The organism is Aquirufa sp. OSTEICH-129A (genome assembly GCF_054558355.1).
The window spans coordinates 501344-527394 of record NZ_JBPXKC010000001.1; the positions used below are offsets into that span (position 1 = coordinate 501344).

The following is a 26051-nucleotide window of genomic DNA, read 5'->3' on the forward strand; positions in this document are numbered from 1 at the left end:
TTATGAAGCATTATTTAAAACACGATGAGTGGAAAGTGATAGAGGATCAATTTCATCCAGAATTCAACGAGATAACGGAATCTGTTTTTTCTTTGGGTAATGGAAGAATGGGGCAAAGAGCCAATTTTGAAGAATCTTTTTCTGGTAAAACGCTTCAAGGGAATTATGTGGCAGGGGTTTATTATCCCGATAAAACAAGGGTAGGATGGTGGAAAAATGGTTATCCAGAATACTTTGCTAAAGTATTAAATGCCGCCAACTGGATTGGTATTGATGTGATCATTGAAGGAGTGAAAGTAGACCTCAACAAAGCTATTATTCATGATTTTTATCGGGAATTAAACATGAAGGAGGGCTATTTACTTCGAAAGTGTGATATTTCATTATCCAATGGCAAACGACTTAAAATAGAATCAAAGCGTTTTAATAGCATGGCAGACGATGAATCTGGTGCTATTTCATACCAAATAACTCCCATTAATTTTTCCGGAACGATACAAATCCATGCTTACATTGATGGTGACATTCAAAACAAAGACTCCAATTACCAAGAAAAGTTTTGGGATGAAGTAAAAGTTGGAAGCTCCGATAATCGTTCCTTCGTTTGGTCAAGAACTAAAAAAACTCACTTTGAAGTCATTACCGGACAAGAAGTTCATATATACCAAGATGGGCAAAAATTAGCTATTCAATCCAAAGCTGAGACAAAAGAAAAATATAGTTCCTTACAATACGAAGTAGAGGTATATGAAAATAAAACGACTAGTATTTATAAATATGCCGTTAATTTAAGTTCAGAAAATCACCCTACATCAGACTTTGAGGCCCATTTATCTAGCTATTTATCAAACATTTCTTCCAAAGGATTTGATCAAATGTTAAAAGAACAAGCATTAGCTTGGGCAGAAAAATGGAATAGCAACGATATTCTCATAGAAGGAGATGTGGCGGCACAGCAGGGGATAAGATTTAATATTTTTCAACTCAATCAGACATACACAGGAAAAGATGATCGATTAAACATCGGCCCCAAGGGTTTTACAGGTGAAAAATATGGTGGATCTACCTATTGGGATACGGAAGCCTATTGTATTCCCTTTTACCTTTCCACTGCACCTTCTCAGGTAGCTAAGAACCTTTTGATTTACCGCTGGAAACAATTAGAAAAGGCCATTGAAAATGCACAAAAACTGGGTTTTGATGATGGGGCAGCCTTGTATCCCATGGTAACCATGAATGGAGAAGAGTGTCATAATGAATGGGAAATCACTTTTGAGGAAATCCATCGAAATGGCGCTATAGCTTATGCCATCCATGATTATGTGCAATACACCGATGACAAACGACATTTACTTGATTACGGCTGGGATGTTTTATTAGCGATTGCTAGATTTTGGAAACAACGCGTTAATTGGTCTGAAAACCTTCAAAAATATGTAATGCTGGGAGTTACAGGTCCCAATGAATACGAAAACAATGTAAACAACAACTGGTATACGAATTACTTGGCTACATGGTGCCTAAAATATGTACAAGAAGTGTACCACGAAATAAGCTCTTTATACCCAGAAGAAGCTGCAATCAAATTTAAAAATTCTCATTTTAACCCAACCGAATTAGTTGATTTTGAGCACATTGTGCAACATATGTACTTTCCTCGAGATGAAAAAAGGGAAATCTATTTACAGCAAGATGGCTTCTTAGATAAAGTAATAGCCCCAGTAGACCAAATTCCAACTCATCAAAGACCCATCAATCAACATTGGTCATGGGATAGAATATTACGCTCATGCTACATCAAACAGGCAGACGTTTTGCAAGGCATGTACTTTTTTGAGTCAGATTTTAGTTTAGAAGAAATTGAAAGAAATTATTCATTTTATGAGCCACTCACAGTACATGAATCATCATTAAGTCCATGTGTGCATAGTATTTTAGCTGCCAAATTGGGTAAAGAAGATAAATCCTATGAATTTTATACCCGGGCAGCCCGTTTAGATTTGGATGATTATAATAATGATACAGAAGATGGCTGCCACATCACCAGCATGGCTGGTACCTGGATGTCCATCATTAAAGGTTTCGCAGGACAAAGCGTACAAAATAATCAACTTCATTTAGCCCCTTTCTTACCTAAACAATGGAAAAGTTATCGCTTCAAAATTAATTTCAGGAAGGATCACTTAGAAATAGAAGTGAATCCATTAGGTGTAAAGGTTCAAAATTTAGCCAAGCACGAAACGGAAATTGTTATCCATCAGCAAAAGGTTCAAATTCCGGCTAATTCAAGTATTATGATATAAAAAAAGGCCTCAATGAGGCCTTTTCACTATCCAATAAAGGTTATTTATTCTTTAGCCAAATCAATATCAGGAGTGGAAACATCACTTAATACCACACCACCACGTTCTCTTCGAGCAATTCGTGAATACAAACCTACTTCTTGAGAAAACAAGAATGTAAAGAACAACTTAACAAAAGAAGTATGGTATTTTAGGTTGTCATAATACTCAGGAGCTGCTGCTTTTAATTTAGGAAGGTTATTCCAAGGAATTGAAGGCATATCATGGTGTTCATTGTGGTAACCCACATTCATATTAATTCCATTTAACCCACCATAGTAACTATACGTTTCCTGATTTTTATCCAAAACCAAATAATGTTCTTGAATCCAACGCGCTCCAAGCGGATGCAAACCTACAGAAAACATGAAACTTAAACCCATGTAAGCTAAGGCAGGCCAACCCCATAGATACACGATTAATGCATCAAAAGCAAATTGAGCTATGATGTTCATAATCACCCAACGATCAAATACTGCCAATTCGATACAACGTATGGTGCGAACAGCCTGGAAAAAAGGAAATAATAATAACCATATGGCTTTTCCTATGAAATAGTTATTGATCAATTTCGCTTCCCAATAATCCGGTAAATCAGCATCCAATTCATGAACCCCTTGAAAAGCATGATGCTTTAGATGATAATTCTTAAAGGAAATGGCCGTAGGGAATAGGGAAGGAAAGTTGGCTATTATACCAGCAAACACATTCCAAGAATTCTTTTTAAATACTAAATTATGAGCCGTTTCGTGGATACATACGAAAAGCGTGTGTGTTGGGAAAGCTCCAACAAACCAAGCCACAGCTACAATTAACCACCAAGGGGAATCTTTTAAAAAATAGGCAAGTGTAATTTGTAAACCCACACAGGCTAAAATCCACCAAATAGTGTTAGGATTCTTACCTATAAGTTTTTTTACCTCCGGATGTTTTTTAATAATTTCTCTAGTACGTTGACGATGAGGCTCTGAACCTTCTACCCAAGTAAAGTCATTAAATTCAGACATAATTGAACATTTTTTCTTGATACAAAGATAACATATATGCCTATTTACTGACGAAAATTATTGAATTTTATTCTTCGCAAGGTAGTATGTGACAATATGTCAGCATTTCCCTAAAACGACTTTCATGGCATATTCCTTGTTACATGGTGGTGAAAAAATAAAATAATAATCATGGGAAAAATTATTGGAATTGACCTAGGTACCACCAACTCATGTGTGGCCGTTATGGAAGGAAATGAGGCAGTTGTTATTGCTAACTCAGAAGGAAGAAGGACAACTCCCTCAATTGTAGCGTTTTTAGAGAATGGTGAGCGTAAAGTAGGAGACCCTGCCAAAAGACAAGCGATTACCAACCCTCAAAATACCATATCATCTGTAAAAAGATTTATGGGTAAAAAATATAGTGATGTTAGTTCTGAATTAAAAACAATATCATACCAAGTAGAAAAGGGTAATAACGATACCCCACGCGTTCGCATCGGTGATCGTTTATATACTCCACAAGAAATTTCTGCGCAGATCTTGACTAAGATGAAGCAAACTGCAGAAGACTATTTGGGACAAACTGTATCAGAGGCAGTTATTACAGTTCCTGCATATTTCAACGATGCAGAACGTCAAGCTACTAAGGAAGCAGGTCAAATTGCGGGCTTAGAGGTAAAACGTATCATCAATGAGCCTACAGCCGCTGCTTTAGCCTATGGTGTTGATAAGCAAGGTAAGGACATGAAGATTGCGGTGTTCGACTTAGGTGGTGGAACATTTGACGTATCCATCCTAGAATTAGGAGATGGGGTATTTGAAGTAAAATCAACCGACGGAGATACACACTTAGGTGGTGATGATTTTGACCAAGTAATCATTGATTGGTTGGCACAAGAATTCATCGCCGATGAGAACATTGACTTGCGTAAAGATCCAATGGCTCTTCAGCGTTTAAAAGAGGCTGCTGAGAAGGCAAAAATTGAATTGAGCTCTGGAGCATCCACTGAAATCAATTTGCCTTATATCATGCCCGTAAATGGCATTCCTAAGCACTTAGTTCGTAATTTAACTCGCGCTAAGTTTGAACAATTAGCTGATAGTTTAATTCAACGCACTTTGGAGCCTTGCAAAAGAGCGATGAAAAATGCGGGGTATTCTAATTCAGATATCGACGAAGTGATTTTAGTTGGTGGTTCTACTCGTATTCCTAGAATTCAAGAAGAAGTTGAAAAATTCTTTGAGAAAAAACCTTCTAAAGGTGTAAATCCAGATGAGGTAGTTGCATTAGGTGCTGCTATTCAAGGTGGGGTTTTAACCGGAGAAGTAAAAGATGTTTTGTTACTTGATGTGACTCCATTATCTTTAGGAATTGAAACAATGGGTGGTGTATTTACCAAGTTAATTGAAGCTAATACAACAATCCCAACTAAGAAGTCGGAAGTTTTCTCTACTGCCGCTGATAACCAACCATCTGTTGAGTTAAATGTATTGCAAGGAGAAAGACCTATGGCCAAGGATAATCGTTCATTAGGCCGATTCCACTTAGATGGATTACCACCAGCACAGCGTGGAGTTCCTCAAATTGAAGTTACTTTTGACATTGATGCCAATGGTATCTTACAAGTATCTGCAAAAGATAAAGGTACTGGTAAAGAGCAAAAGATTCGTATCGAAGCTTCCAGTGGCTTAACTGATGCTGAAATTGAAAAAATGCGCAACGAGGCAAAGGCCAACGAAGCGAACGATAAAATTGAGAAAGAGCGTGTTGAGAAAATCAACCAAGCTGATGCTTTAATTTTCCAATCTGAAAAGCAATTGAAAGAATATGGAGAGAAGCTTTCCGAAGGAAATAAATCAGCCATTGAAGGAGCTTTAGCTGAATTAAAAACAGCGCATGCTTCCCAAGATGTAGCAGCTATTGATGCTGGATTAGAAAAACTCAACGCAGCTTGGACTGCTGCTTCCCAAGAAATGTATGCTGCCGGTGAAACTGCAGGTACTACAGAAAACACAGCGGATGCTTCTGCCAATGGCTCAAGTGAAGCGGAAGATGTAGCTTTCGAGGAAGTAAAATAGTTAAATAGGTTTAGAGGTTTATTTAAACTCCCAGCAGTTACGCTGGGAGTTTTTTGTTGGTAAACTTATTTGAGTTATATCTATATTTCCAAGAGAAAATCTTGGCTTAGCCATGAATGGGCTTTTTTCGGAATTTTAGAGGTTGGCCGTCGCGATTATTTTTCTGTGCAACTATTTCAGCTACAATTGAAATGGCAATTTCTTCAGGACCTTCTGCGCCCAAATCAAGGCCAATGGGACTTGAAATTTTATTTCTTAAGTCAGAAATAGCTATTCCTGATTTCAATAAATGATCTTCTAATTTATCCATGCGTTTCTGTGGCCCTAAAATACCCCAAAAAGTAAATTGGCTTAAGGAACTTAATTTCTTCATCAAAAACACATCTCGATCAAAATCATGGGTCATCATGACCAAAGAATCATTGGGAAGAATGGAATATTCAGCTTCCCAATCATAAATAGCATGTACCGACTTCTTAGCTAATGGATTCATCTTCTGTGTATTTCCTACCCAATGTATTTCCCAAGCTAAAAGTTGGATTTGTTGAATCAGCGCCATGGCATCAAATTGATTACCAAAAATCCAAATACGTGGCATAGGAGGAACGTATTCCAATAAGGTAGATTTATTTTGATTCAGGTGATATTGAGCTATTTTTTGTTCTAGCACCTGCTTTTTTTCTGTATCAAAGTGATGTAACACGGATTCAGTTATATAGCTAAATTCAAATTGATCTAGTTTATTTTCATCCCATACACTACACAAAACACCAGGCTCATTGGAAGCAATGGCTTGTTTCATGGCAATACAAATAGCCTCTAAATGAGAACGAATAGGATCTATCACAATATCAATCAAACCTTGACAACCTAAACCAACTCCTAATTGAAAAGGATCATCCTCACGAGTATCATAAGTGACCGTTTTGATTTGTTGCCGCATCATGGCCATTTGAGCTTTTTTCAACATATCTCCTTCCAAACAGCCCCCGCTTATAGCTCCCCACCAATTACCATCTCCAGTAACTAACATCCTAGCACCAGGTCTACGATATGCCGATCCATCTACATGAACCACCGTAGCTAAGGCTAAGTCCGTATTTTCAACTAATAATTGCTCTAATCGATTAACTATTTGAATCCAATCTTTCATATTAGCAGTTTTTGTAAACTTTGAATGAAGTAATTTTTAACCCACTCATGGTCTTCCATTAAATACAAATGAGACAATGATATCCGTACACTTGACAAGGCCGTTTCGTCATCTCTCCCCAAGGCTTTAATCACATGCGATGGGAAAGTTGATTTCGAGTTACAAGCTGAACCATTGGATAGTGCCAACAATGGCATAGATCTAAAAAGTCGTTCCCAATCCAATCCCGTAATAGAAAAGTTTAAAATATGAGGAATCTGATTCTTAGAAACAGAATTGAACACAATACGATGTCCCAAGTTCTCTTTAAATAAACTTTCTAAATCGCTTTTAATGGCTTCTATGGCTGGCAAATAAGCCAAAAGCTGTGGGATCCCTTCAAAAGCCTTAGCTAATCCCACAATCAATGGAACGGGCAATGTACCCGCTCGTAACCCTCGTTCTTGAGAGCCGCCAAATTGTCGAGCTTGTAAGGCTATACCTTCCTTAACAAGAAGTGCTCCAATTCCTTTAGGACCAAAGATTTTATGAGCTGAAAAACTCAATAAATCAGGTAAATATGATTGAGCTATATCCAACTTGCCTAAAGCTTGAGTAGCATCACTGTGGCAGTATATACCCTCTTTTTGACACCATAGGGCAATACCAGAAATATCGCTTACCGTACCAATTTCATTGTTCACCCACATGATGGAAACCAAACGAGTATTTAGCTTTCGAGCAGCCTGAATTTGTTCCAAACTAATTTCACCAAATTCATTGGGTAAAAGATAGGTAACATCCCAACCATTGGATGCTAAATAGGCCATAGGCTCTAATACAGCTTTATGTTCAATAGCAGAGCTTATGATGTGGCCAGGAGATTCATTCTCCAACAATCCCAAAATCCCTAAATTATTTGACTCCGTTGCACCTGAAGTGAATAATACAGCATTGGGCTTGATAGAAAAATAAGCCGCTATGGTTTTCCTTGCTTGATCAACAGCATCAGCTGCTTCCCATCCAAATATATGTTGATTGGAGCCCGCATTACCATATTGTTGACTAAAATAGGGAATCATAGCATCCAATACAACAGGAGCAACAGGAGTGGTGGCAGCATAATCTAAATAAACAGAGCGATTCAATTGATGAGCTGTTGGATGTAGAACAAAGATACATGACGGGCATGAAAAAAGTCCCAAATTTCTTTGGGACTTTCTTATTAGTATTTAAACTAAGGATTAACCTAATTTATTAACTACTGCTTTGAACGCTTCTGGGTGGTTCATCGCTAAATCAGCTAAAACTTTACGGTTTAAAGTCATTCCTGATTTGTTGAATTTGCCCATGAAAGCTGAATAAGACATTCCTTCTTGACGAGCAGCAGCATTAATACGCTGAATCCATAATCCTCTGAAATCTCTTTTCTTTACTTTGCGATCACGGTATGCATATTGCAAACCTTTCTCAACTTTGTTTTTGGCTACAGTCCAAACGTTTTTTCCGCGACCATAAAAGCCTTTGGCTAATTTTAAAATTTTTTTTCTGCGAGCTCTAGAAGCTACATGGTTGACACTACGTGGCATAGAAATTTGTTTTTTGAAATTGAGGCGACTTTTTACAGTACTTTAGGCCTTATTTCTGGTTGAACAATAACTTAAATTGATATTAAAGACCTAACATTAAGTTTACACGGTCCATATCAGATGGAGAAACTAAGGTCGCGTGAACTAAGTTACGCTTCTGCTTAGTCGTTTTTTTAGTAAGGATATGGCTATGAAAAGCGTGTTTACGCTTAATTTTACCAGTTCCAGTTACTTTGAAACGTTTCTTTGCTCCAGAGTTGGTTTTAATTTTTGGCATTATTGTAAAAATTAAATTTAAAATTGGGAATGCAAAAGTATAAAAAATACCCTTTAATTCCCTGTTTTGATGAAAAAAAATTGAAATTATTTCTTAGCAGCCTTAGGGGAGAAGATAATGCTCATACGCTTACCCTCTAATTTAGGCATGTCATCAGGTTTACCAAATTCTTCTAATCCTTTGGCAAAATTCAATAACAACATTTCCCCGCGTTCTTTAAACACAATAGTACGTCCTACGAAGTGAACATAAGCCTTCACTTTAGCACCTTCTTTTAAGAAATTCACGGCGTGTTTTAATTTAAAATTAAAATCATGCTCATCGGTATTAGGTCCGAAACGAATTTCCTTGATGACGGTTTTCGTAGCATTAGCCTTAATCTCTTTTTGCTTTTTCTTTTGATCATACTTGAATTTAGCATAATCAATAACCTTACAAACAGGAGGAACGGCATTCGGAGAGATTTCCACCAAGTCTAAACTTTGAGATTCAGCAATGGCTAAAGCTTTGGAAAACTCATAAACTCCTTGCTCAATATTTTCTCCAACTAATCGCACTTCTGCAACCCCACGGATTAAATTATTGATTCTGTAAGGCTCCTCTTCTCGTTTGTTTCCTCGGTAATTGTTATTGGGGCGTAAAGCCATAAAGTAAAATTTCGTTTAATAATTATTGTTAATTCTTGAATTCAATTCGAAAGCTATATCAATTTTAACGCATTTGCAAACAAAAGAGTTTCAAGCAATTGATAATCGCCAATAAATCTATTTATCGTGCGTCAATTGTTGTATTTCATCCTGTGCAATAGCCATAAACGCATCTAAAGTCATAGAACCTAAATCCCCCTGACCTTTTTTACGGATACTCACCAATCCTTCAGCTTGCTCTTTGTCTCCTACAATAATCATGAAGGGTACTTTGGAAACTTCAGCATCACGAATTTTACGACCAATCTTCTCATCACGGTGATCTACATAACCCCTTAAATCACGCTCTTGTAAGCGCAAATAGATTTCATTGGCATAATCCTCGTATTTCTCAGAAATAGGTAATACGGCCAATTGATCGGGGGATAACCACAATGGGAAATTTCCCGCTGTATTTTCAATCAAAATGGCCACAAAACGCTCCAATGAACCAAAAGGTGCTCGGTGAATCATCACAGGGCGATGTTTTTGATTATCTGACCCTGTATATTCCAGTTCAAATCGTTGAGGTAATTGATAATCAACTTGGATGGTACCCAACTGCCATTTTCTTCCCAAGGCATCACGTACCATAAAGTCTAACTTAGGGCCGTAGAATGCAGCCTCGCCATATTCTACCACATAAGGTAGGCCTTTTTCTTGGGCCGACTTAATGATTGCGGCTTCGGCTTTTTCCCAATCCTCGTCGCGACCAATGTATTTTTCTCGATCTGTTTTATCTCGTAATGAAACCTGGGCTGAAAATTCATTGAAACCTAATGCCTTGAATACATATAGAACCAAATCAATCACTTTCATGAATTCATCTTCCACTTGGTCTGGACGACAGAAAATATGCGCATCATCCTGAGTAAAACCACGTACTCGCGTAAGTCCATGTAATTCTCCGGATTGCTCATAGCGATAAACTGTACCAAACTCTGCTAAACGCAAAGGTAAATCCTTATAAGAACGTGGTTTGGTTTTATAAATCTCACAGTGGTGTGGGCAGTTCATCGGTTTCAATAAAAACTCTTCTCCTTCATCCGGCGTATGAATTGGTTGAAATGAATCTTTACCGTATTTAGCATAGTGACCTGAAGTCACATACAATTCTTTACTTCCAATATGAGGAGTCACTACAGGAGAATAGCCTGCACGTACTTGGGCTCTACGCAAGAAGTTCTCCAATCTTTCACGAAGTATCGTTCCTTTAGGTAACCACAAAGGTAAACCTAGGCCTACTTTTTCAGAGAAAGCAAATAACTCCAGTTCTTTTCCTAATTTTCTATGATCGCGTCGCTTAGCTTCTTCCAACAAGAATAAATACTCTTCTAATTCTTTTGCCTTAGGAAAAGTAATGGCATAGATACGGGTCATTTGTTTACGCTTCTCATCTCCACGCCAATAGGCGCCCGCTACGCTCAATAACTTGACCGATTTGATAAAGCCCGTTTGTGGAATGTGTGGTCCACGACATAAATCCGTGAAGTTGCCTTGGGTATAAAAGGTAATTGAGCCATCCTCCAGACCTTCTAAAAGTTCTAGTTTATACTCATCATCTTTCTCTTGGAAATAGGCGATAGCATCAGCTTTGGCAACTGGTTTACGTAAATATTCACTCTTTTGGCGGGCCAATTCAAGCATTTTGTCTTCAATTTGCTTAAACTGATCACTTCCAAATTCTTTACCTCCTAAATCAATATCATAATAAAACCCATTTTCAATAGCCGGACCAATACCAAACTTAGTTCCTGGATATAAAGCTTCAATCGCTTCTGCCATTAAGTGAGCAGATGAATGCCAAAATGTCTTTTTACCTTCGTTATCATTCCAGGTTAATAATTGAACTTGCGCATCGGATTGAATAGGAGTAGAGGCATCCACTACTTGATCATTCACTTTGGCAGCCAACACATTTCTTGCTAAACCTTCTGAAATTGACAAGGCAATTTCCATAGGCGTTACACCTGAATTATACTCACGGATATTTCCGTCGGGAAAGGTAATTTTTATCATTCGTACAAATTTTATGCAATTTACAAATTAAGCAGGAATATTAGGAGCGTATTTTAATTTTCAGGAGTCTCTGTTGACAAACTATCCTTTTGAATGTGGGTGGAATCTGAATTTCGATTCATTAATCGATATCGTAGACTCTTAAATCGATTATCAGCAGGGTATAATCGCTGGGCTGAATCCAATAAGGCTATACTTTTCAATCTTTCTCCTAAATAGAGCCAACAAATCGACTTGGTAAACAATGCTTCCGTGTTGTAAGGACTTCCTGAAGGCACTTTGTCAAAAAAGGCTATTGCTTTGTAATAATCCCTGTTTTTGAAATAAAAACTTCCTAATTCAGCATATAAACTTGGGTTATTGGGAAAAGCGGCCAAAACACTAGCATACACCTTTTCTGCTCTTGGAATTTGATGAATCTTTGCCAAAAATCTAGCCCAATAACGTAATAAATGTGGGTCATTGGGAAATTTCTTCCTTGCCGCTAAAAGTTGAGCTTGATAATCGAGCATCGCTAACCTATCGCCTTGATGCTGAAAATAGAGTCGAGCCAACGGCGTTTCGGAGAGATAAACCTGACTACTATCTCGAACCGTTTTTAACCAGGTTAGGGTATCGCCTACAGAAAGATTACGTAAAGTATAAACATACACTCTATCCTTAGGAGAAAGCCCTACTTTTAAACTTTTAGCCAAATAGTAATTAGCCATTTTAACTTGACCTTGCTGGGCATATATTTCTGCCAATAAAATCCATAAACCAGGGGTAGCAAAGCCTGCTTCCTCCAATGATTTAGCATCTTTTAATGCCTCTGTATATTCTTCTAAATGAAAATGAAGCTGAGCTGAAAGAAATAAATAATCTAAATCCCCAGATTCAATCTGCAAGGCTCGTTGAATATCTTCGGATGCCAAGATATATTTCCTTTGTTTAAAATAGGCCTTAGAACGTAAGTAATATAGCGAAGAAGAAGGCTTATCCTCAAGAAGTGCACTAATATATTGAATCACCCGTTGAGGATCCTCACCTTTTAAAAATGCCGTAGCCGGAGGTATTTTTTCGCCTTTTGAATCCTGATTTGTTTCACAGGAGAACAAAAGAATGCTGAAACCCAACAAGCCTATACAAGAAACAATTAAAATCCTATATCGATTACCAAAGGATACCACTCGATTTGCTTTGTTTGAGATTTATATAAACAACGTACTCCGATTTCAAATGTTTGGGAAAAACGCATCAAGTGAAATTGGGAGGACAAATCTACACCGAATGATTGGAAAGTGGTGGTGGTTGATCCATCTTTTGCGATATTTTCACCTTGTGAAGCATCAAAAAATATATTTCCTTTTAATCGCTTTACATACAATAACCTACCCACATTAAAATCGGTATTGGCAATAGGAAACTTATAATCTGCTGAAAATGTATACAATCGATTATACAAAACAGTGGTATAACCACGAGGTAATGCTAAAGTACTGGCAAATGTATAATTTCCATTAGATTGTTGCTGGTATGCCCCACGCAAGGAAATACCATGGTGCCTAAATAATCCAGGAACAAAAGTTTTTAATTGAACAGACCAAATTTCAGACTTCAAATTTTGGCTAAAAGGAGTTCCTTGCCAATTAAATCCAAATTGATATCCCCAAGGTGATTGTACGTCCCAATAGGCCCTATTTAATAATTTAGAATAGGAAATAGCATGTGTCATGGATGAATACATGCCATTAAATGCTTCATTTTTATATCTCAATGGCAAATCATAACCATCGACTTGAAAAAAAGAATACGTAGTAGACAAGGTTAAAAATTCTGAAAAGGCCGAATGAGTTAAATTAATTGGTAAGCGAATGCCTACATCGCCTTTAGTTTGGGTCCATCTGTCTGTTCTTAAACTATCTAATGGAGCTTTTCTATCAATATACAAGCTGGTACTTCGCTGACTACTTTGAAAGGAGGCATCTAAAATGGGATATAGCCCTTGATAAGAAAAACGGGCAAATTGGGTACCCGATCGTTCATTAGGGTCAAATTGATATCCTAAGCCCGCTTGGAAGGTATTGGTGATATTTTTAGATAATAGACTGACTTCCAATTGATTTCCTTGAGCAGCAATTAGCGGTCCCCAAGAATACACATTAAAAATGTTCCATTTGGAGTATTTTTGAGTAGCATAAGCCGGTCTAATTTCATCGAATGGTTTTTTTACTGGGTTGCTTTCTAAAGTATTCCAGGCATGATCACTTAGTTTTTTCTCTACAATAGCGTCTCCTGAGGCACGATAAGTTTGAAAAATAACCTTTTCGTTATTCCAACTTTGAGCAGAATATGCACCAAATGGAGCATTGCTGATAACCTGTTTTTGATGTTTCTTTAGATGAATACGCACAATTTGATCAATTCCATTGACGGGCTCATTAAAATAGACATAATCCCCCTGCAAAAAAGGAGAAGCAATGTTGTTACTTCCTAATGGAATTTCATGAAGCAAGTTTAAGCGCTCTAAATCCAAAATTCGAATCGATTTTTGATATTGTTTTTTGACAATGAAGACGATTCTATTCAAATCTGCTAATCGGGCATGAAGTACTTGTTCTCCAGCAGCAATATGTATTTTTTTAAGCAATTGCCTTGTTTCTACATCCAAAAGCAAAAGGTGCGAGGAACCAGCATTATTTTGAACAAGGGTTAACACTAATTTCCCATCTTGGCTTAAAGAGGGGTTTAACCATTTTTCATCACCATCCCAAAAAGTCTTTTCTTTGGTTTCTCGGTTGAATAATACCAATCTAGTACCTTGTTTTTGTCCCCATCGAGGATCAAATTTAATTTCAGACCAAACGATCCATTGCGAAGTGGCAGATAACATATTCATTTCTGCCATCGGACCTATTTTGCACAATACTTTTTCTTTTCCATGGCTTATTTCTACTAGAACAGGAATTGTAGAAAAACCAGATTTAATAGCGACAAAAGTGTTTTCAGAAATCCAACATGGAAATTTATAAGGAGTAAAACCTTTGGAGACTTTTGGACTGATTTGTTCACCTGGCTCAGTCTGAGATATTTTATTTTTTTGAATAGAATCCCGTAATTCCTTCAAAGCCAATTGACTAAAGCGGTCGATACTTAAACCTGTCTTTTTCTTCAAAACAGAAGAAAAAGCGAAAGGATAGGGGCGTAGCAAGGCATTTTGCCAGATTAAACCAATGGCAGAATCACCCTGTTTTTTTCGAATATATTGACTTAAAAATTGACCAAAAATATAATGATTAGGGACATATTGTCGATATGACTTACCCATCAATTTTCCATAAGAAGGTATTCCATATTCGGTTAAATAAGCATGCAAGGGCAAATAAAACTCAGGGATTTTACTTCTACCCGTTGGGTTTAATTTTGTTTCTGTCTCTACCGCGTCACCTTCCCAAAGCCAATTAGGAATGATTAAATTGGAGTACAATGCTTGACCATTACTCCCCCATAAACTTCTAAAAAACTTAGCTAAACCTTGTCGACCTAACTCGTTTTGAAACATGTGCCTAGTCTCATGACTAACCAACATCTCCAACCACTCATTCGTCCCAACTAAGGCAGGATTTTGGGTAGGAATAGTAAAAAATTCAGCTCTGGGGGCATTTAAACTAACAAATCCATTGGAATATATTCCCCTATTTTGAAGTACAACTTTCCAAGGATGAAGTTTACTTGGTAGTGTTTTTCCAACCTGATTGACATGTTTTTCTAGGTAATAAGCAGTCAATTGAGCTAAACTATCAGCATCATTGGGATAAATAATTTGTATCGGCTGATTGGGTACTTGAATGCGTTTCCATTGAATCGATGCTGGATTTTGATCTAATAGGGCATAATTTAATTGAGCCTTAGAAATAAAACATAGGCCTAAAACCAACCAAACAATAAATAATTTCTTTAAAGCCATTTTAGAATAAAATCAAGCATCCAACGGACCTTTAAATGATAGGGAGGATATAAAAATTTCATCATTCGACTATGTTGAACTAACACAGATTTTTGATTAGAAAACTCAATAAATCCATATTTACCACCTGTTTTACCTATTCCTGAATTATTTACACCTCCAAATGGAAGCTCTCCATGTCCGTAATGTATCAGACAATCATTTACTACCACACCTCCGGAGCTCGTATTTTTTAGGATATGCTGAGTAAACTCTTCTTGTTCAGAAAAAATATAAAGAGCTAGTGGCTTTTCTTCTTTCGCTAATTGGTCGATAATTTCCTGTTCATCTTTATATACCAAAATGGGTAGAATAGGACCAAAAATCTCCTCGCGCATGATGTTCATATCATGGTGACAGTTGGTCAATACGGTTGGGGCCATGTAACAGTCCTTTTCATCCGTTTCGCCTCCAAATAACACATTCGCACCATGAAGTTTAGCATCTTCTAACAAATTCACGATTCTACTAAAATGCCTTGAGTTGACAATCCTAGCATAATCTTTACTTTGCTGAATACCTTTTTTCTCGGGATTGTAAAACGTGTTAACTGATTTTTCTAAAGCTTCCAGAAATGCGAAATAATGCCTTTCATGAACATATACATAATCTGGAGCAATACATGTTTGCCCATTATTCAAAAATTTACCCCAAGCAATTTTTTGTGCTGATGCTTCAATATCCGCTTCTGGCCCTACGATAGCAGGTGATTTACCTCCCAACTCTAGGGTTACCGAAGTAAGATGCTCAGCGGCTGCTTTCATCACTAATTTCCCAATCATGGGACTACCGGTAAAAAATATGTGATCAAACTTTTGTTCCAATAAATAAGTGGAAACAGAAGCATCTCCCTCAAAAACAGCCACTTCACTTCGATCAAAAAGGACCGTAATCATCTTTTTTATAAAGGAAGAGGTCGCAGGACTTAATTCAGATGGCTTCAATATTACGGCATTACCAGCAGCGATGGCCAATAGTAAGGGGCAGATGGCTAAATTGAAAGGGTAGTTCCATGGAGCAATGATTAAACACATACCTTTGGCTTCCATTTGGACGTAACCTTGGGTACCTAAAAGTAGAAGAGGAGTATCTACTTTTTGCGGTTTCATCCAAGATTTCAGATGTGAGCAGATATGATCAATTTCTCTTTTTACTCCCAGCAACTCTGCTAATATTACCTCAGAGGAAGGTTTTTTAAAATCATCATATAAAGCATCAAACAATTCCTTTTTATGAGAAATCATGTATTTTTCAATGGATCTCAATTTTTCAATACGTTCTTTATACGTCGTATTTTTAAGACGTGATAAGGTAGATTTTTGAATCCAAAATACTTCTGCAATTTGATCTTCTGTTGATGAAACCATGGATTTTAAGTCTTAAATATTTCTCTTAAACTGTTTTCTAAACCATCAAAATACCGATTGTTACCAGAGGGCTTTCGTAAAGAATCCCCAGCTACATACCATAAACCATCACCAGGATAAACCGCAAACGACTGGGTATTCTTCAATTCTTCTTTAGCTTTATCCGATTGAAAATCAGCTATATAAACGGTATTCATTAAAGCTTGTAAACGATCCCAATCCGAAATTGTTTTTAAAACCGATCCTGATTCTTGATAGGTAAAGTTCAGGTGTTGAAAAGACAACTCACCTTCAATCCTTACCCATTCGTCTAATTCATTTTTAAACTGAAAGCCCAGAAACAAGGGCAATTCTCTACCTGCGGTTTCGAAAATGGATTGAATAAACTCTTGAATTAAGTTTTCTTCAATTTCAAGCATTCTAGGCACTTTGGTGGTACTGTTAGGATATTCCAACATGATGAAAGGTTCTTCATCCCTTGGCTTACAAGATCCCGATTTATAGGTATCAAATCTAGCGGCTAATCTTTGTTGCCATGCTGGCGAAATACTTCCTTTCCAAGTCCAAGTTTCTTCGGTTGGTAAGCCTTCCGCCAATAATTCTTCTTTTGAAAAATCTTCACGGTCGGTATATTGTATTTCTACGTCCAAAGAGGCATTGTCGGAGCCAAACTCAACAAATCGAATCAAGGCTTCGAAATGATAGGGAGCCGGCACATTATTGGCACTCTCGTAAAATAAATTAAAATTTGTCATGGGCAGAAGATTCTTTGGATAAGGATTGGAGATACAAAGCTACCGTTTTCAGGTTATCCAATTTACCATTTGAATTAAATAAGAAGTTTGGTAAGTAAATAATCAACTTAGGAATTTGTTTTGAGGACAAATGACGCAATAAATATTGCCTTAATGGGGCATCTAAAGCCAGATTCAATTTTGATTCTATAAAAAGAACAGCTATTTGACCATATACTTTATCGGGTATACCAGCTACAAATGAGCGATTAGAAAGCCCATTTTTAACAAAATATGCTTGAATATGCTTTTCAATAAGGCTGGGCATCAATTTCATTCCACCAGAATTGATGATAAAATCCTTACGTCCTAATATCCTGAAACTTTGATCCTCCCTTAATTCCGCTACATCATTGGTTTCAATCCATGCATTTGAAGTAACACTGGATTTTATGCATAAACAAGCATCCTGATTCAATTTAAGTTCCACCCCTGGAAGTGGGCGCAGGTATTCATCTATTTCTAAAGAAATGGGTCGATAGGCGATATGCGAGACCGTTTCCGTCATTCCGTAAGTTAAATATATAGGGAAACCTTGCTGTTTGGCCAGATTTTCAATATCGATAGAAATGGCGGCACCGCCTACTAAAACTCCTTTGGCTTGTTGAAAAGGCAGACATAAGGACTCATTTTGCAAAATATATTGCAACTGTGGGGGTACCAATGAAGTCAAATGAAAAGAAAAATCAGTCGGTATTTCAGGTTGATTACTTGGTTCTATGATGACAAGCTCTAAATCCCAAACCAAGGCCCGAACAAGCACCATGGCTCCTCCGATAAATTTAACAGGTAAACATAATAAGGCCGTATTACCAGCTTGTAATCCTAACCATTGACCCGTTAATTGTGCTGAATGCAGCATTTGATCCCGATGAATTCGAATAGCTTTGGGATGCCCCGTTGAACCCGAAGTATGGAATTCAAACCACTCATTTCCAGCATTCCATGATTGACAAAATTCGATCACCTCAGTTTCAAATGGAGTGGATGGAATGGGGAAGGAATTGGACTTTGGAGAAATTACCAGCATATATTCAATGAATCATTCCAAAATTAACCAAACATTCTCTAATTTTGAGGGTTACAGCTAGGATTTACCTTAATTAATTGAGCATGTCTGAAGATCCTTTCTTGAATCCCATCAATCCTGATAAAGTCGCCCAAAACCCTGGACTTTTACCTTATGCCCATACAGCGGGCTCAGCCGTTATTAAACCGGAGGATATGGGGAAAACCAAGGGGCGTTCGGTGAAAGCGATGAGACAGCAGACGGATCGACAAATGAACCAGCTGTACGAGCAGATGGAAGTTTTGGCGAAGCAAGCCAAATTATTAGCAGAAAGAAAAGAAATATCAGAAAGGATTTACGATGCAGCTATGGGGTTTGAACCCATCATCAGTGAAACCTACTATTTATACGAAAAAGAAAACGGTACGGATTTATTATCCTTGGTAGCCCCTCATGAATGGGGTCGCTCATTTAAATATAGCCGATTTTTAGCCAAAGTAACTTTATTAGCAGACCATACCTGGGATGTGATTTACAACCAAGAAAACGAATAAACCATGACATCAAATTTTCCCTGGAAAACGATCAAGGAATACGAAGAAATTCTATTTCAACAATACAATGGAATTGCCAAAATTTCCATCAATCGTCCGCATAAACACAATGCTTTTACCCCAAAAACGGTACAGGAGATGTCGGAAGCCATGGAATTAGCCCGACAAGACACCTCGGTAGGTGTAGTAATTTTAACGGGAGAAGGAGGAAAAGCCTTTTGTTCAGGTGGAGACCAAAGTGTGCGTGGAGATGGGGGATATGTTGGACAAGATTTAGTACCTCGATTAAATGTTTTGGATTTACAAAGACAAATCAGAACCATTCCTAAACCGGTTATTGCCATGGTGGCAGGCTGGGCTATCGGTGGTGGCCATGTATTGCATGTGGTTTGTGATTTATCCATTGCCGCAGATAATGCGCGTTTTGGACAAACTGGACCCAATGTTGGTTCTTTTGACGGAGGCTTTGGCGCATCTTATTTAGCCCGGGTAGTAGGTCAAAAGAAGGCTAGAGAAATTTGGTATTTATGCGACCAATACGATGCACAGGAGGCACTTCAAATGGGCTTAGTAAATAAAGTAGTTCCTTTGGATCAATTAGAAGCAACTACCATTTCATGGTGTGAGCGCATTTTAGAAAAAAGTCCGATTGCATTACGTATGCTTAAATCATCATTTAATGCTGAATTAGATGGTCAAGCGGGTATTCAAGAATTAGCAGGAAATGCTACTTTACTCTATTATTTATCGGATGAAGCGAAAGAAGGTAAAAATGCCTTTTTAGAAAAAAGAAAACCTGATTTCTCTAAATTCCCAAAATTTCCTTGATATGAATCATTGGTTAGTAAAATCAGAACCGTTCAAATATTCTTGGGATGATTTCGTTAAAGAAGGTAAATCAGTTTGGGATGGGGTAAGAAATTACCAAGCTAGGAACAATATGATGGCCATGAAGAAAGGGGATTGGGTGTATTTTTATCATTCCAATGAGGGCCTAGAGGTGGTTGGATTAGCTGAAGTAAGTAAGGAGCACTATCCTGACCCCACTACCGACGATCCACGCTGGGTGGTCGTTGAATTAGTTCCCATTCGAAAGTTTAAAAAATCCGTCACACTAAAACAGATGAAATCAGATGAACGTTTGAGCAACTTGGCCCTAATTAAGCAGTCTAGACTTTCTGTAACACCAGTTGACAAACCCGAATTTGATATTATCATGAGCCTAACAGAATAATATTATGAAACGTTTTCTTCCATTCAAGCTATTTCTTTTTTCTAGCCTTCTAAGTATTCTTATTTTTCAAGCTAATGCCCAAGTTGGTAAAAGAATTGAGTTTCCAGTAGGAGGAAAGGACTTGGAATCTTTTACCATACCCATTGGTAATCAAGGAGTTATTATATTAAATCAGTTAGGTAAACAAGAGTTTAGTATACAAAAATTCTCCACTAACTTGGAACAAGTCTGGTATACCAATGGAACCATTGATAATGGCTTGGATTATGTTAACCATAGTTTCGATGGAAAATCACTTAACCTGCTTTTTAGTCGTTTTAAGAGTAATTCCTACCAAATTGTTCGTGTGAATGTATCCAAAGGTAGTTATGAGAAGTTTCAAATCTATTCCGTGGACCGCATGGAGATTTCTAACTTCAAAGCCTTGAATGAATCACTGTTCATTGGCGGTATTGTAAACAATCAGCCTGTCATTTTATTTACCAATTTAAAAGAAAGAAAAACGCGTATACTCCCAGCTGTGGTAAAAGGGCAAGCTGAAATTCAGTCCATGGATTTAGACTCCATACAACAACAAGTAAATGTTACGTACTCTGTTGGAAATCGAGCTAAAAATTATCAATTAATCATCAAATCTTTTGATGAAGATGGTGGACAAATCGGGCAAATCATCATGAATCCCAACGAGGAATTTGCTATGATGAATGCCAAATCAACACAGTTAAACGATTCATTACAAGTAATTGTAGGTACTTATGGCCATAAAACAACCATAGGCTCATCCAAAGGACCTAGTTCGCAAGGAATCTATTTTAATTCATATTTGGATGGCGAATTACTGCAATCTAAATTTCATAGCTTCACCAAGTTTTCCAACTTTTTTAACTTTTTGACGCCAAAACAAAAGGAAAAACAAGAAAAGAAAATCAAGGATAAAGAAAGTAAAGGGGAAGATCTCCGATTGGATTATCGCTTATTAATTCATGAAATCATTAAAAAGGGCGACCATTACATAGTGGTGGCAGAATCTTTTTACCCAGATTATAAATACAATAATTTCGGTCCATATGGCACCATGATGGGACTAGGAGGCTTTTATTCTCCTTGGAGCATGATCTATAATCCGTACCGTTGGGGTTATGGATATTATGGATTATACTCACCTTATTCCAGCTATTACAGTCCATGGGGCTACCGTGGATTTAATTATTATGGTAATCAACAACAATTTGATGGTTGGGTTTATACGCATGCTGTGATCGTTGAGTTGGATGAGAAAGGTGATATTTTGTGGGATCACTGCATTGATATGAAAGATTTAAAAGAACCAAAATTGATTCAAAAGATCAAAACCTCAATACAAGGTGATCAAATCGTACTTTCATTCAATTTGAACAATCAAATTATCACCAAGACAATTCGAAATCAAGGAAGGTCAGAAAGTGAGAGTATTCAAAACATTAGCACGGATAATGAAGGTGATAAAATCAGGAGAAGCAGTAGTTCTGAATTAAATTATTGGTTTGGGCCATATTACCTAGCCAATGGTTATCAAACGATCTCCAATGAAGAAGGACGTAGGTCCGTATATTTTTTAAATAAGATAGAAATCCAGAAATAATTTTGAAGCAGTCCACATCCATTGCCATTGAAACTCCACAATTTTGGGGAGAAAATTATCAGTTAATCGACTCAGGTGGATTTGAAAAGCTGGAAAAATTTGGAGAATTTACCGTTAGAAGACCTGAACCTCAGGCTATTTGGGCAAAATCTCTCACTGAGAATGATTGGCAAAAATTAAGTCATGCTCATTTCAAAAAAGAAAAAGGAAGTCAAGAACGTGGCCAATGGGAGATAAAAGGAAAAGTACCAGACAAATGGTTTATGCCATATAAGTCAGAACGATTGAATTTATCGTTTAAAATATCCTTATCCTCTTTTAAACATGTAGGATTATTTCCTGAACAAGCCTCTAACTGGGAGTTTTTAGCACAAAAAATTCCATTATTTAAAAAAACAAATCCTAAGTTCTTAAACCTATTTGCTTATACCGGCGGAGCGAGTTTAGTGTGCCGACAAATGGGAGCGGAAGTAACCCATGTAGATTCGGTAAAACCGGTTTTATCTTGGGCCAGGGAAAATATGGAAGTTTCCAAATTAGATGGCATTCGTTGGATGGCGGAAGATGCCTTAAAATTTGTCAAAAGAGAGGCTAGGAGAGGAAATTTCTATCAAGGTATACTCTTAGACCCACCCGCCTATGGACGTGGCCCAGACGGTGAAAAATGGGTTTTGGAAGAACAAATAGAAGATTTGTTATTGTCTGTCAAAGAAATTTTAGATCCAGCTGAGCATCTCTTATTAAGTAATGTGTACTCGCTTGGATTTTCTACTTTGGTCGTAGAAAATCTCATGAATGGTATTTTTGACGTACCTTCTTCTGCTGAATCTGGAGAATTATATTTAAATGACAATAGCGATAAAAAGCTTCCATTGGGAGTTTTTCATCGCTATTATAATCGAGTATAAAGAAGATTAATTTTTAGGATATATCGTTCCTTTAGCTGCCAGCAAAGTGTTTTTCATCAATGAGACGATGGTCATAGGACCCACTCCTTTGGGTACTGGGGTGATATAAGAACATTTAGGGGCAACATCGGCAAAATCGACATCTCCTTTCAATGCAAAGCCAGATTTTTTGCTTGGATCCTCTACACGCGTTAAGCCTACATCGATGACCACAGCACCTTCTTTGATGTGAGCGGCTTTGATAAATTCAGGCTTTCCTAAAGCAGCAATCACAATATCCCCTTGAGCACAAATTTCTTCTAAATTTGGAGTTCTTGAGTGTGTCAAGGTCACGGTACAATTCCCCTGAGGATGATTTCTTTGCATTAAAATAGACATAGGTAAACCTACAATTTGACTTCTTCCAACCACCACACAATGCTTTCCTGAAGTTTGAATATTGTAATAAGCTAATAAGTCCAATACCCCCTGAGGCGTGGCAGAAATATAGGCTGGTAAACCTTTGGCCATTCGCCCGATATTGATTGGATGAAAACCATCAACATCTTTTGAAGGATGTATGGTCTCCATGACTTTGTCCGGATTAATATGATCTGGTAATGGAAGTTGAACAATCAGTCCATCCATGTCAGGATTATCATTTACGCCTTGAACGGCGGCCAATAATTCAGCTTCAGTGATCGTCGGGTCAAATCTTAAAAGGGTAGAAGTGAAACCTAATTCTTCGCAAGACTTCACTTTATTGGCTACGTAGGTTTCGGATGCACCATTGTTACCCACTAAAATGGCAACTAAATGAGGCGCTCTTTGACCGGCTGCTACCAATTCTTGTACTTCTTTGGCAATCGAAGCCTTCATTGTCTCAGAAACAAATTTGCCATCAATAATTTGACTCATACCCTTTAATTAAATGTTATTACTACTTTTTTCTAGCTTTTTTGGGAGCTGGTGCTTGTTCTCCAAGCTCTAAACATTGTTCCAATGTTAATTCTGCAGGATTCTGATCTTTAGGGATCTTGACATTACGTTTACCAATTTGAATATATGGACCATACATGCCATTAACGATCTTAACCTGGTCATTTTCAGCAAATTCTTTAATGAATTTATTTGCCTCTAAATTTCGCTTAGCCAAAATAATTTCAATCGCTCTTTCGGATGTTAAACTGGCCAAATTATCCGTTTTACCCAAGGAATAGTATTTGCCAGCATGTTTTACGTAAGGACCAAATCTTCCTTTTCCGGTGGAGATTAATTCATTCTCAAAAGTACCCAAACTTTCTGCTTCGGCTACTTTTTGAGCAGATTCTAATACACGAATGGCCCCTGGCATATCCAAAGTAAATGGATCTTCTGTATCAGGTAAACTCGTAAATTTACCATCATACTTGATGTATGGACCTAATTTTCCGGCACCAATAATCAAAGGTTTATCTTCATAAATCCCTACTTCACGAGGTAACTTCGGACGCTCTAATAATGCAATGGCCTCTTCTAAGGTTAGGTTGCTGATGGACTGATCTTTGGAAAGATTCGCAAAAACAGGTTTTTCCTCCTCACCAGATTCTCCTAGTTGAACGAATGGCCCAAATTTGCCCAATCGAACGGAAATTTTCTTTCCAGAAGTAGGATCAACTCCCAATTCTCTTCCTCCACCTACGGAACTACGAGAAATCGATTTGCTATCTTCAATGGTCTGGTGAAAAGAACCATAAAAGTTTTTCATCAATTGCGTCCAAGCTAATTTACCTTTGGCGACATTATCAAACTCATCTTCCATTTCAGCCGTGAAGGTATAATCTACTACTTCTTCGAAATTCTCGACTAAAAAATCGGTAACCAAGGTACCTATATGAGTTGGAAATAATTTAGCTTTTTCTGTACCTACTATTTCAGTATTCTTTTGACCAACAATCTCCTGATCCTTTAAAATCCACGTTTGAAACTCCCTTTCTTTACCAGGACGATCTTCCTTTACCACGTAGGCTCTTTTGATGATAGTAGAAATGGTAGGTGCATAAGTAGAGGGGCGACCTATTCCTTTTTCTTCCAAGGCTTTTACTAAACTAGCCTCTGTATAGCGAGCTGCAGGCCTAGAAAAACGTTCTTGCGCTTTTAGTTCAGCCAATTCAAGTACCTGTCCGATGGATAAGGGAGGTAACATATCTTTGTTTTCATCCTCCTCTTCCTCATCTTTTCCTTCCAAATAAGCTTTTAAGAACCCTTCAAAAGTAACTACTTCACCTTGAGCAATTAATAATTCAGAAGTACTAGAAATTTGAATTTGGGCCGTCGTACGTTCAATAACAGCCTCCGACATCTGAGAAGCTATGGCACGCTTCCAAATCAATTCATACAAACGTTTTTCACGTGCATCACCAGAAATGGAATTTACTTCAAAGTCTGTTGGACGAATGGCTTCGTGGGCCTCTTGTGCGCTTTCACTCTTGGTTTTAAACTGACGAGCATGGTGAAATTTAGCTCCATAAGCCGCCTCAATGGCAGCCTTAGCTTTATCTCTTGCTTCTTGGGATAACATAGTTGAGTCAGTACGCATGTAAGAAATACGTCCCGATTCATATAATTTCTGAGCAATTTGCATGGTAGTAGCCACGGAATAGCCCAACTTTCTAGATGCTTCTTGCTGTAAGGTTGATGTCGTAAAAGGTGGCGCTGGTGATTTTTTAGCGGGTTTAGTTTCTAAACTCTTGATGCTAAAATCAGCCCCCACACATTTCTTCAAAAAGGCCACGGCCTCTTCTTCTGTGTTAAAATTCTTAGGTAATTCAGCTTTTAACACTTTTTTACCTGGCAAATTAAAAATGGCTGAAATCTTATAGGTCCCTACACTTTCATGCTTCTCGATTTCTTTTTCTCTTTCTACAATCAGTCGAACCGCCACAGACTGAACACGTCCGGCAGAAAGTCCTTTTTGAACCTTAGACCAAAGAACAGGAGATAGCTCAAATCCAATTAATCGATCCATGATTCGGCGAGCCTGCTGGGCATTCACCAAATCCATATCTATCTTACGAGGAGCTAAAATGGCGTTTTGGATAGCCGATTTCGTTATCTCTCTAAAAACAATTCTTTTGGTGTCGTCTTTTAGACCTAATGCCTCTTTTAAATGCCATGAAATGGATTCTCCCTCACGGTCGTCGTCAGTCGCTAACCAAACTTCCTCAGATGATTTTGCTAAACTCTTCAATTCCGAAATCACCTTAGTTTTATCGGGTGAAATCACATAGGTTGGCGTAAAATCATGCTCAATATCAATTGCCTTATCACCCTTGATTGGGAGATCTCTCACGTGACCAAACGAAGATTTCACCACAAAATCTTTACCCAAATACCCTTCGATGGTTTTAGCTTTTGCAGGCGACTCCACGATGACCAAATTTTTTGCCATTCTATTAAATTGAATTATGTATACTAAAAAATGACCTCAAATATACTTGCTTAAAAT

The 26051-nt window shown here is 37.6% G+C and carries 21 protein-coding genes; 7 read left to right on the forward strand and 14 right to left on the reverse strand.

The window, feature by feature from the left end:
- Positions 1–2 precede the first annotated feature (2 nt).
- The gene (locus SKC36_RS02265) at positions 3–2303 is read left to right on the forward strand and encodes a family 65 glycosyl hydrolase domain-containing protein (RefSeq protein WP_459464340.1); all 2301 of its coding nucleotides are present in this window, start codon (positions 3–5) and stop codon (positions 2301–2303) included.
- 44 nt (positions 2304–2347) lie between these two features.
- Here the strand turns inward: SKC36_RS02265 and SKC36_RS02270 are convergent, their stop codons facing one another.
- On the reverse strand, positions 2348–3349 hold the full coding sequence (locus SKC36_RS02270; RefSeq protein WP_459464342.1) for a fatty acid desaturase: 1002 nt from the start codon (positions 3347–3349) through the stop codon (positions 2348–2350).
- 171 nt (positions 3350–3520) lie between these two features.
- On the opposite strand from SKC36_RS02270, the gene dnaK reads away from it, so the two are divergent.
- Positions 3521–5410: a molecular chaperone DnaK gene (gene dnaK / locus SKC36_RS02275; RefSeq protein WP_459464344.1), complete on the forward strand. Its 1890-nt coding sequence runs from the start codon at positions 3521–3523 to the stop codon at positions 5408–5410.
- Between the two features lie 106 nt (positions 5411–5516).
- On the opposite strand, the gene SKC36_RS02280 is transcribed toward dnaK, so the two are convergent.
- The 11 genes from SKC36_RS02280 to SKC36_RS02330 form a co-directional block, all read right to left on the reverse strand.
- The gene (locus SKC36_RS02280) at positions 5517–6563 is read right to left on the reverse strand and encodes an XdhC family protein (protein ID WP_459464346.1); all 1047 of its coding nucleotides are present in this window, start codon (positions 6561–6563) and stop codon (positions 5517–5519) included.
- The gene (locus SKC36_RS02285) at positions 6560–7690 is read right to left on the reverse strand and encodes a cysteine desulfurase family protein (protein WP_459464348.1); all 1131 of its coding nucleotides are present in this window, start codon (positions 7688–7690) and stop codon (positions 6560–6562) included. The genes SKC36_RS02280 and SKC36_RS02285 overlap by 4 nt, the downstream gene beginning before the upstream one ends.
- A gap of 96 nt (positions 7691–7786) precedes the next feature.
- On the reverse strand, positions 7787–8131 hold the full coding sequence (rplT, locus tag SKC36_RS02290) for a 50S ribosomal protein L20 (RefSeq protein ID WP_109323027.1): 345 nt from the start codon (positions 8129–8131) through the stop codon (positions 7787–7789).
- An 82-nt stretch (positions 8132–8213) separates the two neighbouring features.
- Positions 8214–8408, reverse strand: a complete 195-nt coding sequence (gene rpmI / locus SKC36_RS02295; protein ID WP_109323028.1) for a 50S ribosomal protein L35 — start codon at positions 8406–8408, stop codon at positions 8214–8216.
- Positions 8409–8494: 86 nt separating this feature from the next.
- Positions 8495–9055 carry a translation initiation factor IF-3 gene (gene infC, locus SKC36_RS02300; RefSeq protein WP_109323029.1) on the reverse strand — a complete coding sequence of 187 codons (561 nt, stop codon included), beginning with the start codon at positions 9053–9055 and terminating at the stop codon, positions 8495–8497.
- 117 nt (positions 9056–9172) lie between these two features.
- Entirely contained in the window at positions 9173–11113 is a 1941-nt protein-coding gene (gene thrS / locus SKC36_RS02305) for a threonine--tRNA ligase (RefSeq protein ID WP_459464350.1), read from the reverse strand.
- Positions 11114–11166: 53 nt separating this feature from the next.
- A complete protein-coding gene (locus SKC36_RS02310; RefSeq protein WP_459452918.1) occupies positions 11167–12282 on the reverse strand; it encodes a tetratricopeptide repeat protein in 1116 nt (371 codons plus the stop codon).
- The gene (locus tag SKC36_RS02315) at positions 12249–15059 is read right to left on the reverse strand and encodes a BamA/TamA family outer membrane protein (protein ID WP_459464352.1); all 2811 of its coding nucleotides are present in this window, start codon (positions 15057–15059) and stop codon (positions 12249–12251) included. The genes SKC36_RS02310 and SKC36_RS02315 overlap by 34 nt, the downstream gene beginning before the upstream one ends.
- Positions 15050–16465: an aldehyde dehydrogenase family protein gene (locus SKC36_RS02320; protein ID WP_459464355.1), complete on the reverse strand. Its 1416-nt coding sequence runs from the start codon at positions 16463–16465 to the stop codon at positions 15050–15052. The genes SKC36_RS02315 and SKC36_RS02320 overlap by 10 nt, the downstream gene beginning before the upstream one ends.
- A gap of 5 nt (positions 16466–16470) precedes the next feature.
- On the reverse strand, positions 16471–17220 hold the full coding sequence (locus SKC36_RS02325; RefSeq protein WP_459452921.1) for a hypothetical protein: 750 nt from the start codon (positions 17218–17220) through the stop codon (positions 16471–16473).
- Positions 17207–18289 (reverse strand): AMP-binding protein, encoded by a 1083-nt coding sequence (locus SKC36_RS02330; protein ID WP_459464357.1) that lies wholly within the window; start codon positions 18287–18289, stop codon positions 17207–17209. The genes SKC36_RS02325 and SKC36_RS02330 overlap by 14 nt, the downstream gene beginning before the upstream one ends.
- 83 nt (positions 18290–18372) lie before the next feature.
- Between SKC36_RS02330 and SKC36_RS02335 the strand changes: the two genes are divergently transcribed.
- Genes SKC36_RS02335 through SKC36_RS02355 form a run of 5 tightly spaced genes read left to right on the forward strand, consistent with a single transcriptional unit; the run spans position 18373 to position 22585 of the window.
- A complete protein-coding gene (locus SKC36_RS02335; RefSeq protein ID WP_459452923.1) occupies positions 18373–18822 on the forward strand; it encodes a DUF2452 domain-containing protein in 450 nt (149 codons plus the stop codon).
- A gap of 3 nt (positions 18823–18825) precedes the next feature.
- Complete coding sequence (gene menB, locus SKC36_RS02340) at positions 18826–19650, forward strand: 1,4-dihydroxy-2-naphthoyl-CoA synthase (protein WP_459464359.1); 825 nt, start codon at positions 18826–18828, stop codon at positions 19648–19650.
- 1 nt (position 19651) lies between these two features.
- Positions 19652–20056, forward strand: a complete 405-nt coding sequence (locus SKC36_RS02345; protein WP_459452925.1) for an EVE domain-containing protein — start codon at positions 19652–19654, stop codon at positions 20054–20056.
- A gap of 4 nt (positions 20057–20060) precedes the next feature.
- Positions 20061–21677: a hypothetical protein gene (locus SKC36_RS02350; protein WP_459464361.1), complete on the forward strand. Its 1617-nt coding sequence runs from the start codon at positions 20061–20063 to the stop codon at positions 21675–21677.
- 2 nt (positions 21678–21679) lie between these two features.
- On the forward strand, positions 21680–22585 hold the full coding sequence (locus tag SKC36_RS02355) for a class I SAM-dependent methyltransferase (protein WP_459464363.1): 906 nt from the start codon (positions 21680–21682) through the stop codon (positions 22583–22585).
- A 6-nt stretch (positions 22586–22591) separates the two neighbouring features.
- Here SKC36_RS02355 and SKC36_RS02360 read toward each other — a convergent pair whose 3' ends face one another.
- Together SKC36_RS02360 and topA are read right to left on the reverse strand one after the other, a co-directional pair.
- On the reverse strand, positions 22592–23482 hold the full coding sequence (locus tag SKC36_RS02360) for a bifunctional 5,10-methylenetetrahydrofolate dehydrogenase/5,10-methenyltetrahydrofolate cyclohydrolase (RefSeq protein ID WP_459452928.1): 891 nt from the start codon (positions 23480–23482) through the stop codon (positions 22592–22594).
- Positions 23483–23504: 22 nt separating this feature from the next.
- Complete coding sequence (gene topA, locus SKC36_RS02365; protein ID WP_459464364.1) at positions 23505–25994, reverse strand: type I DNA topoisomerase; 2490 nt, start codon at positions 25992–25994, stop codon at positions 23505–23507.
- Positions 25995–26051: the final 57 nt, after the last annotated feature.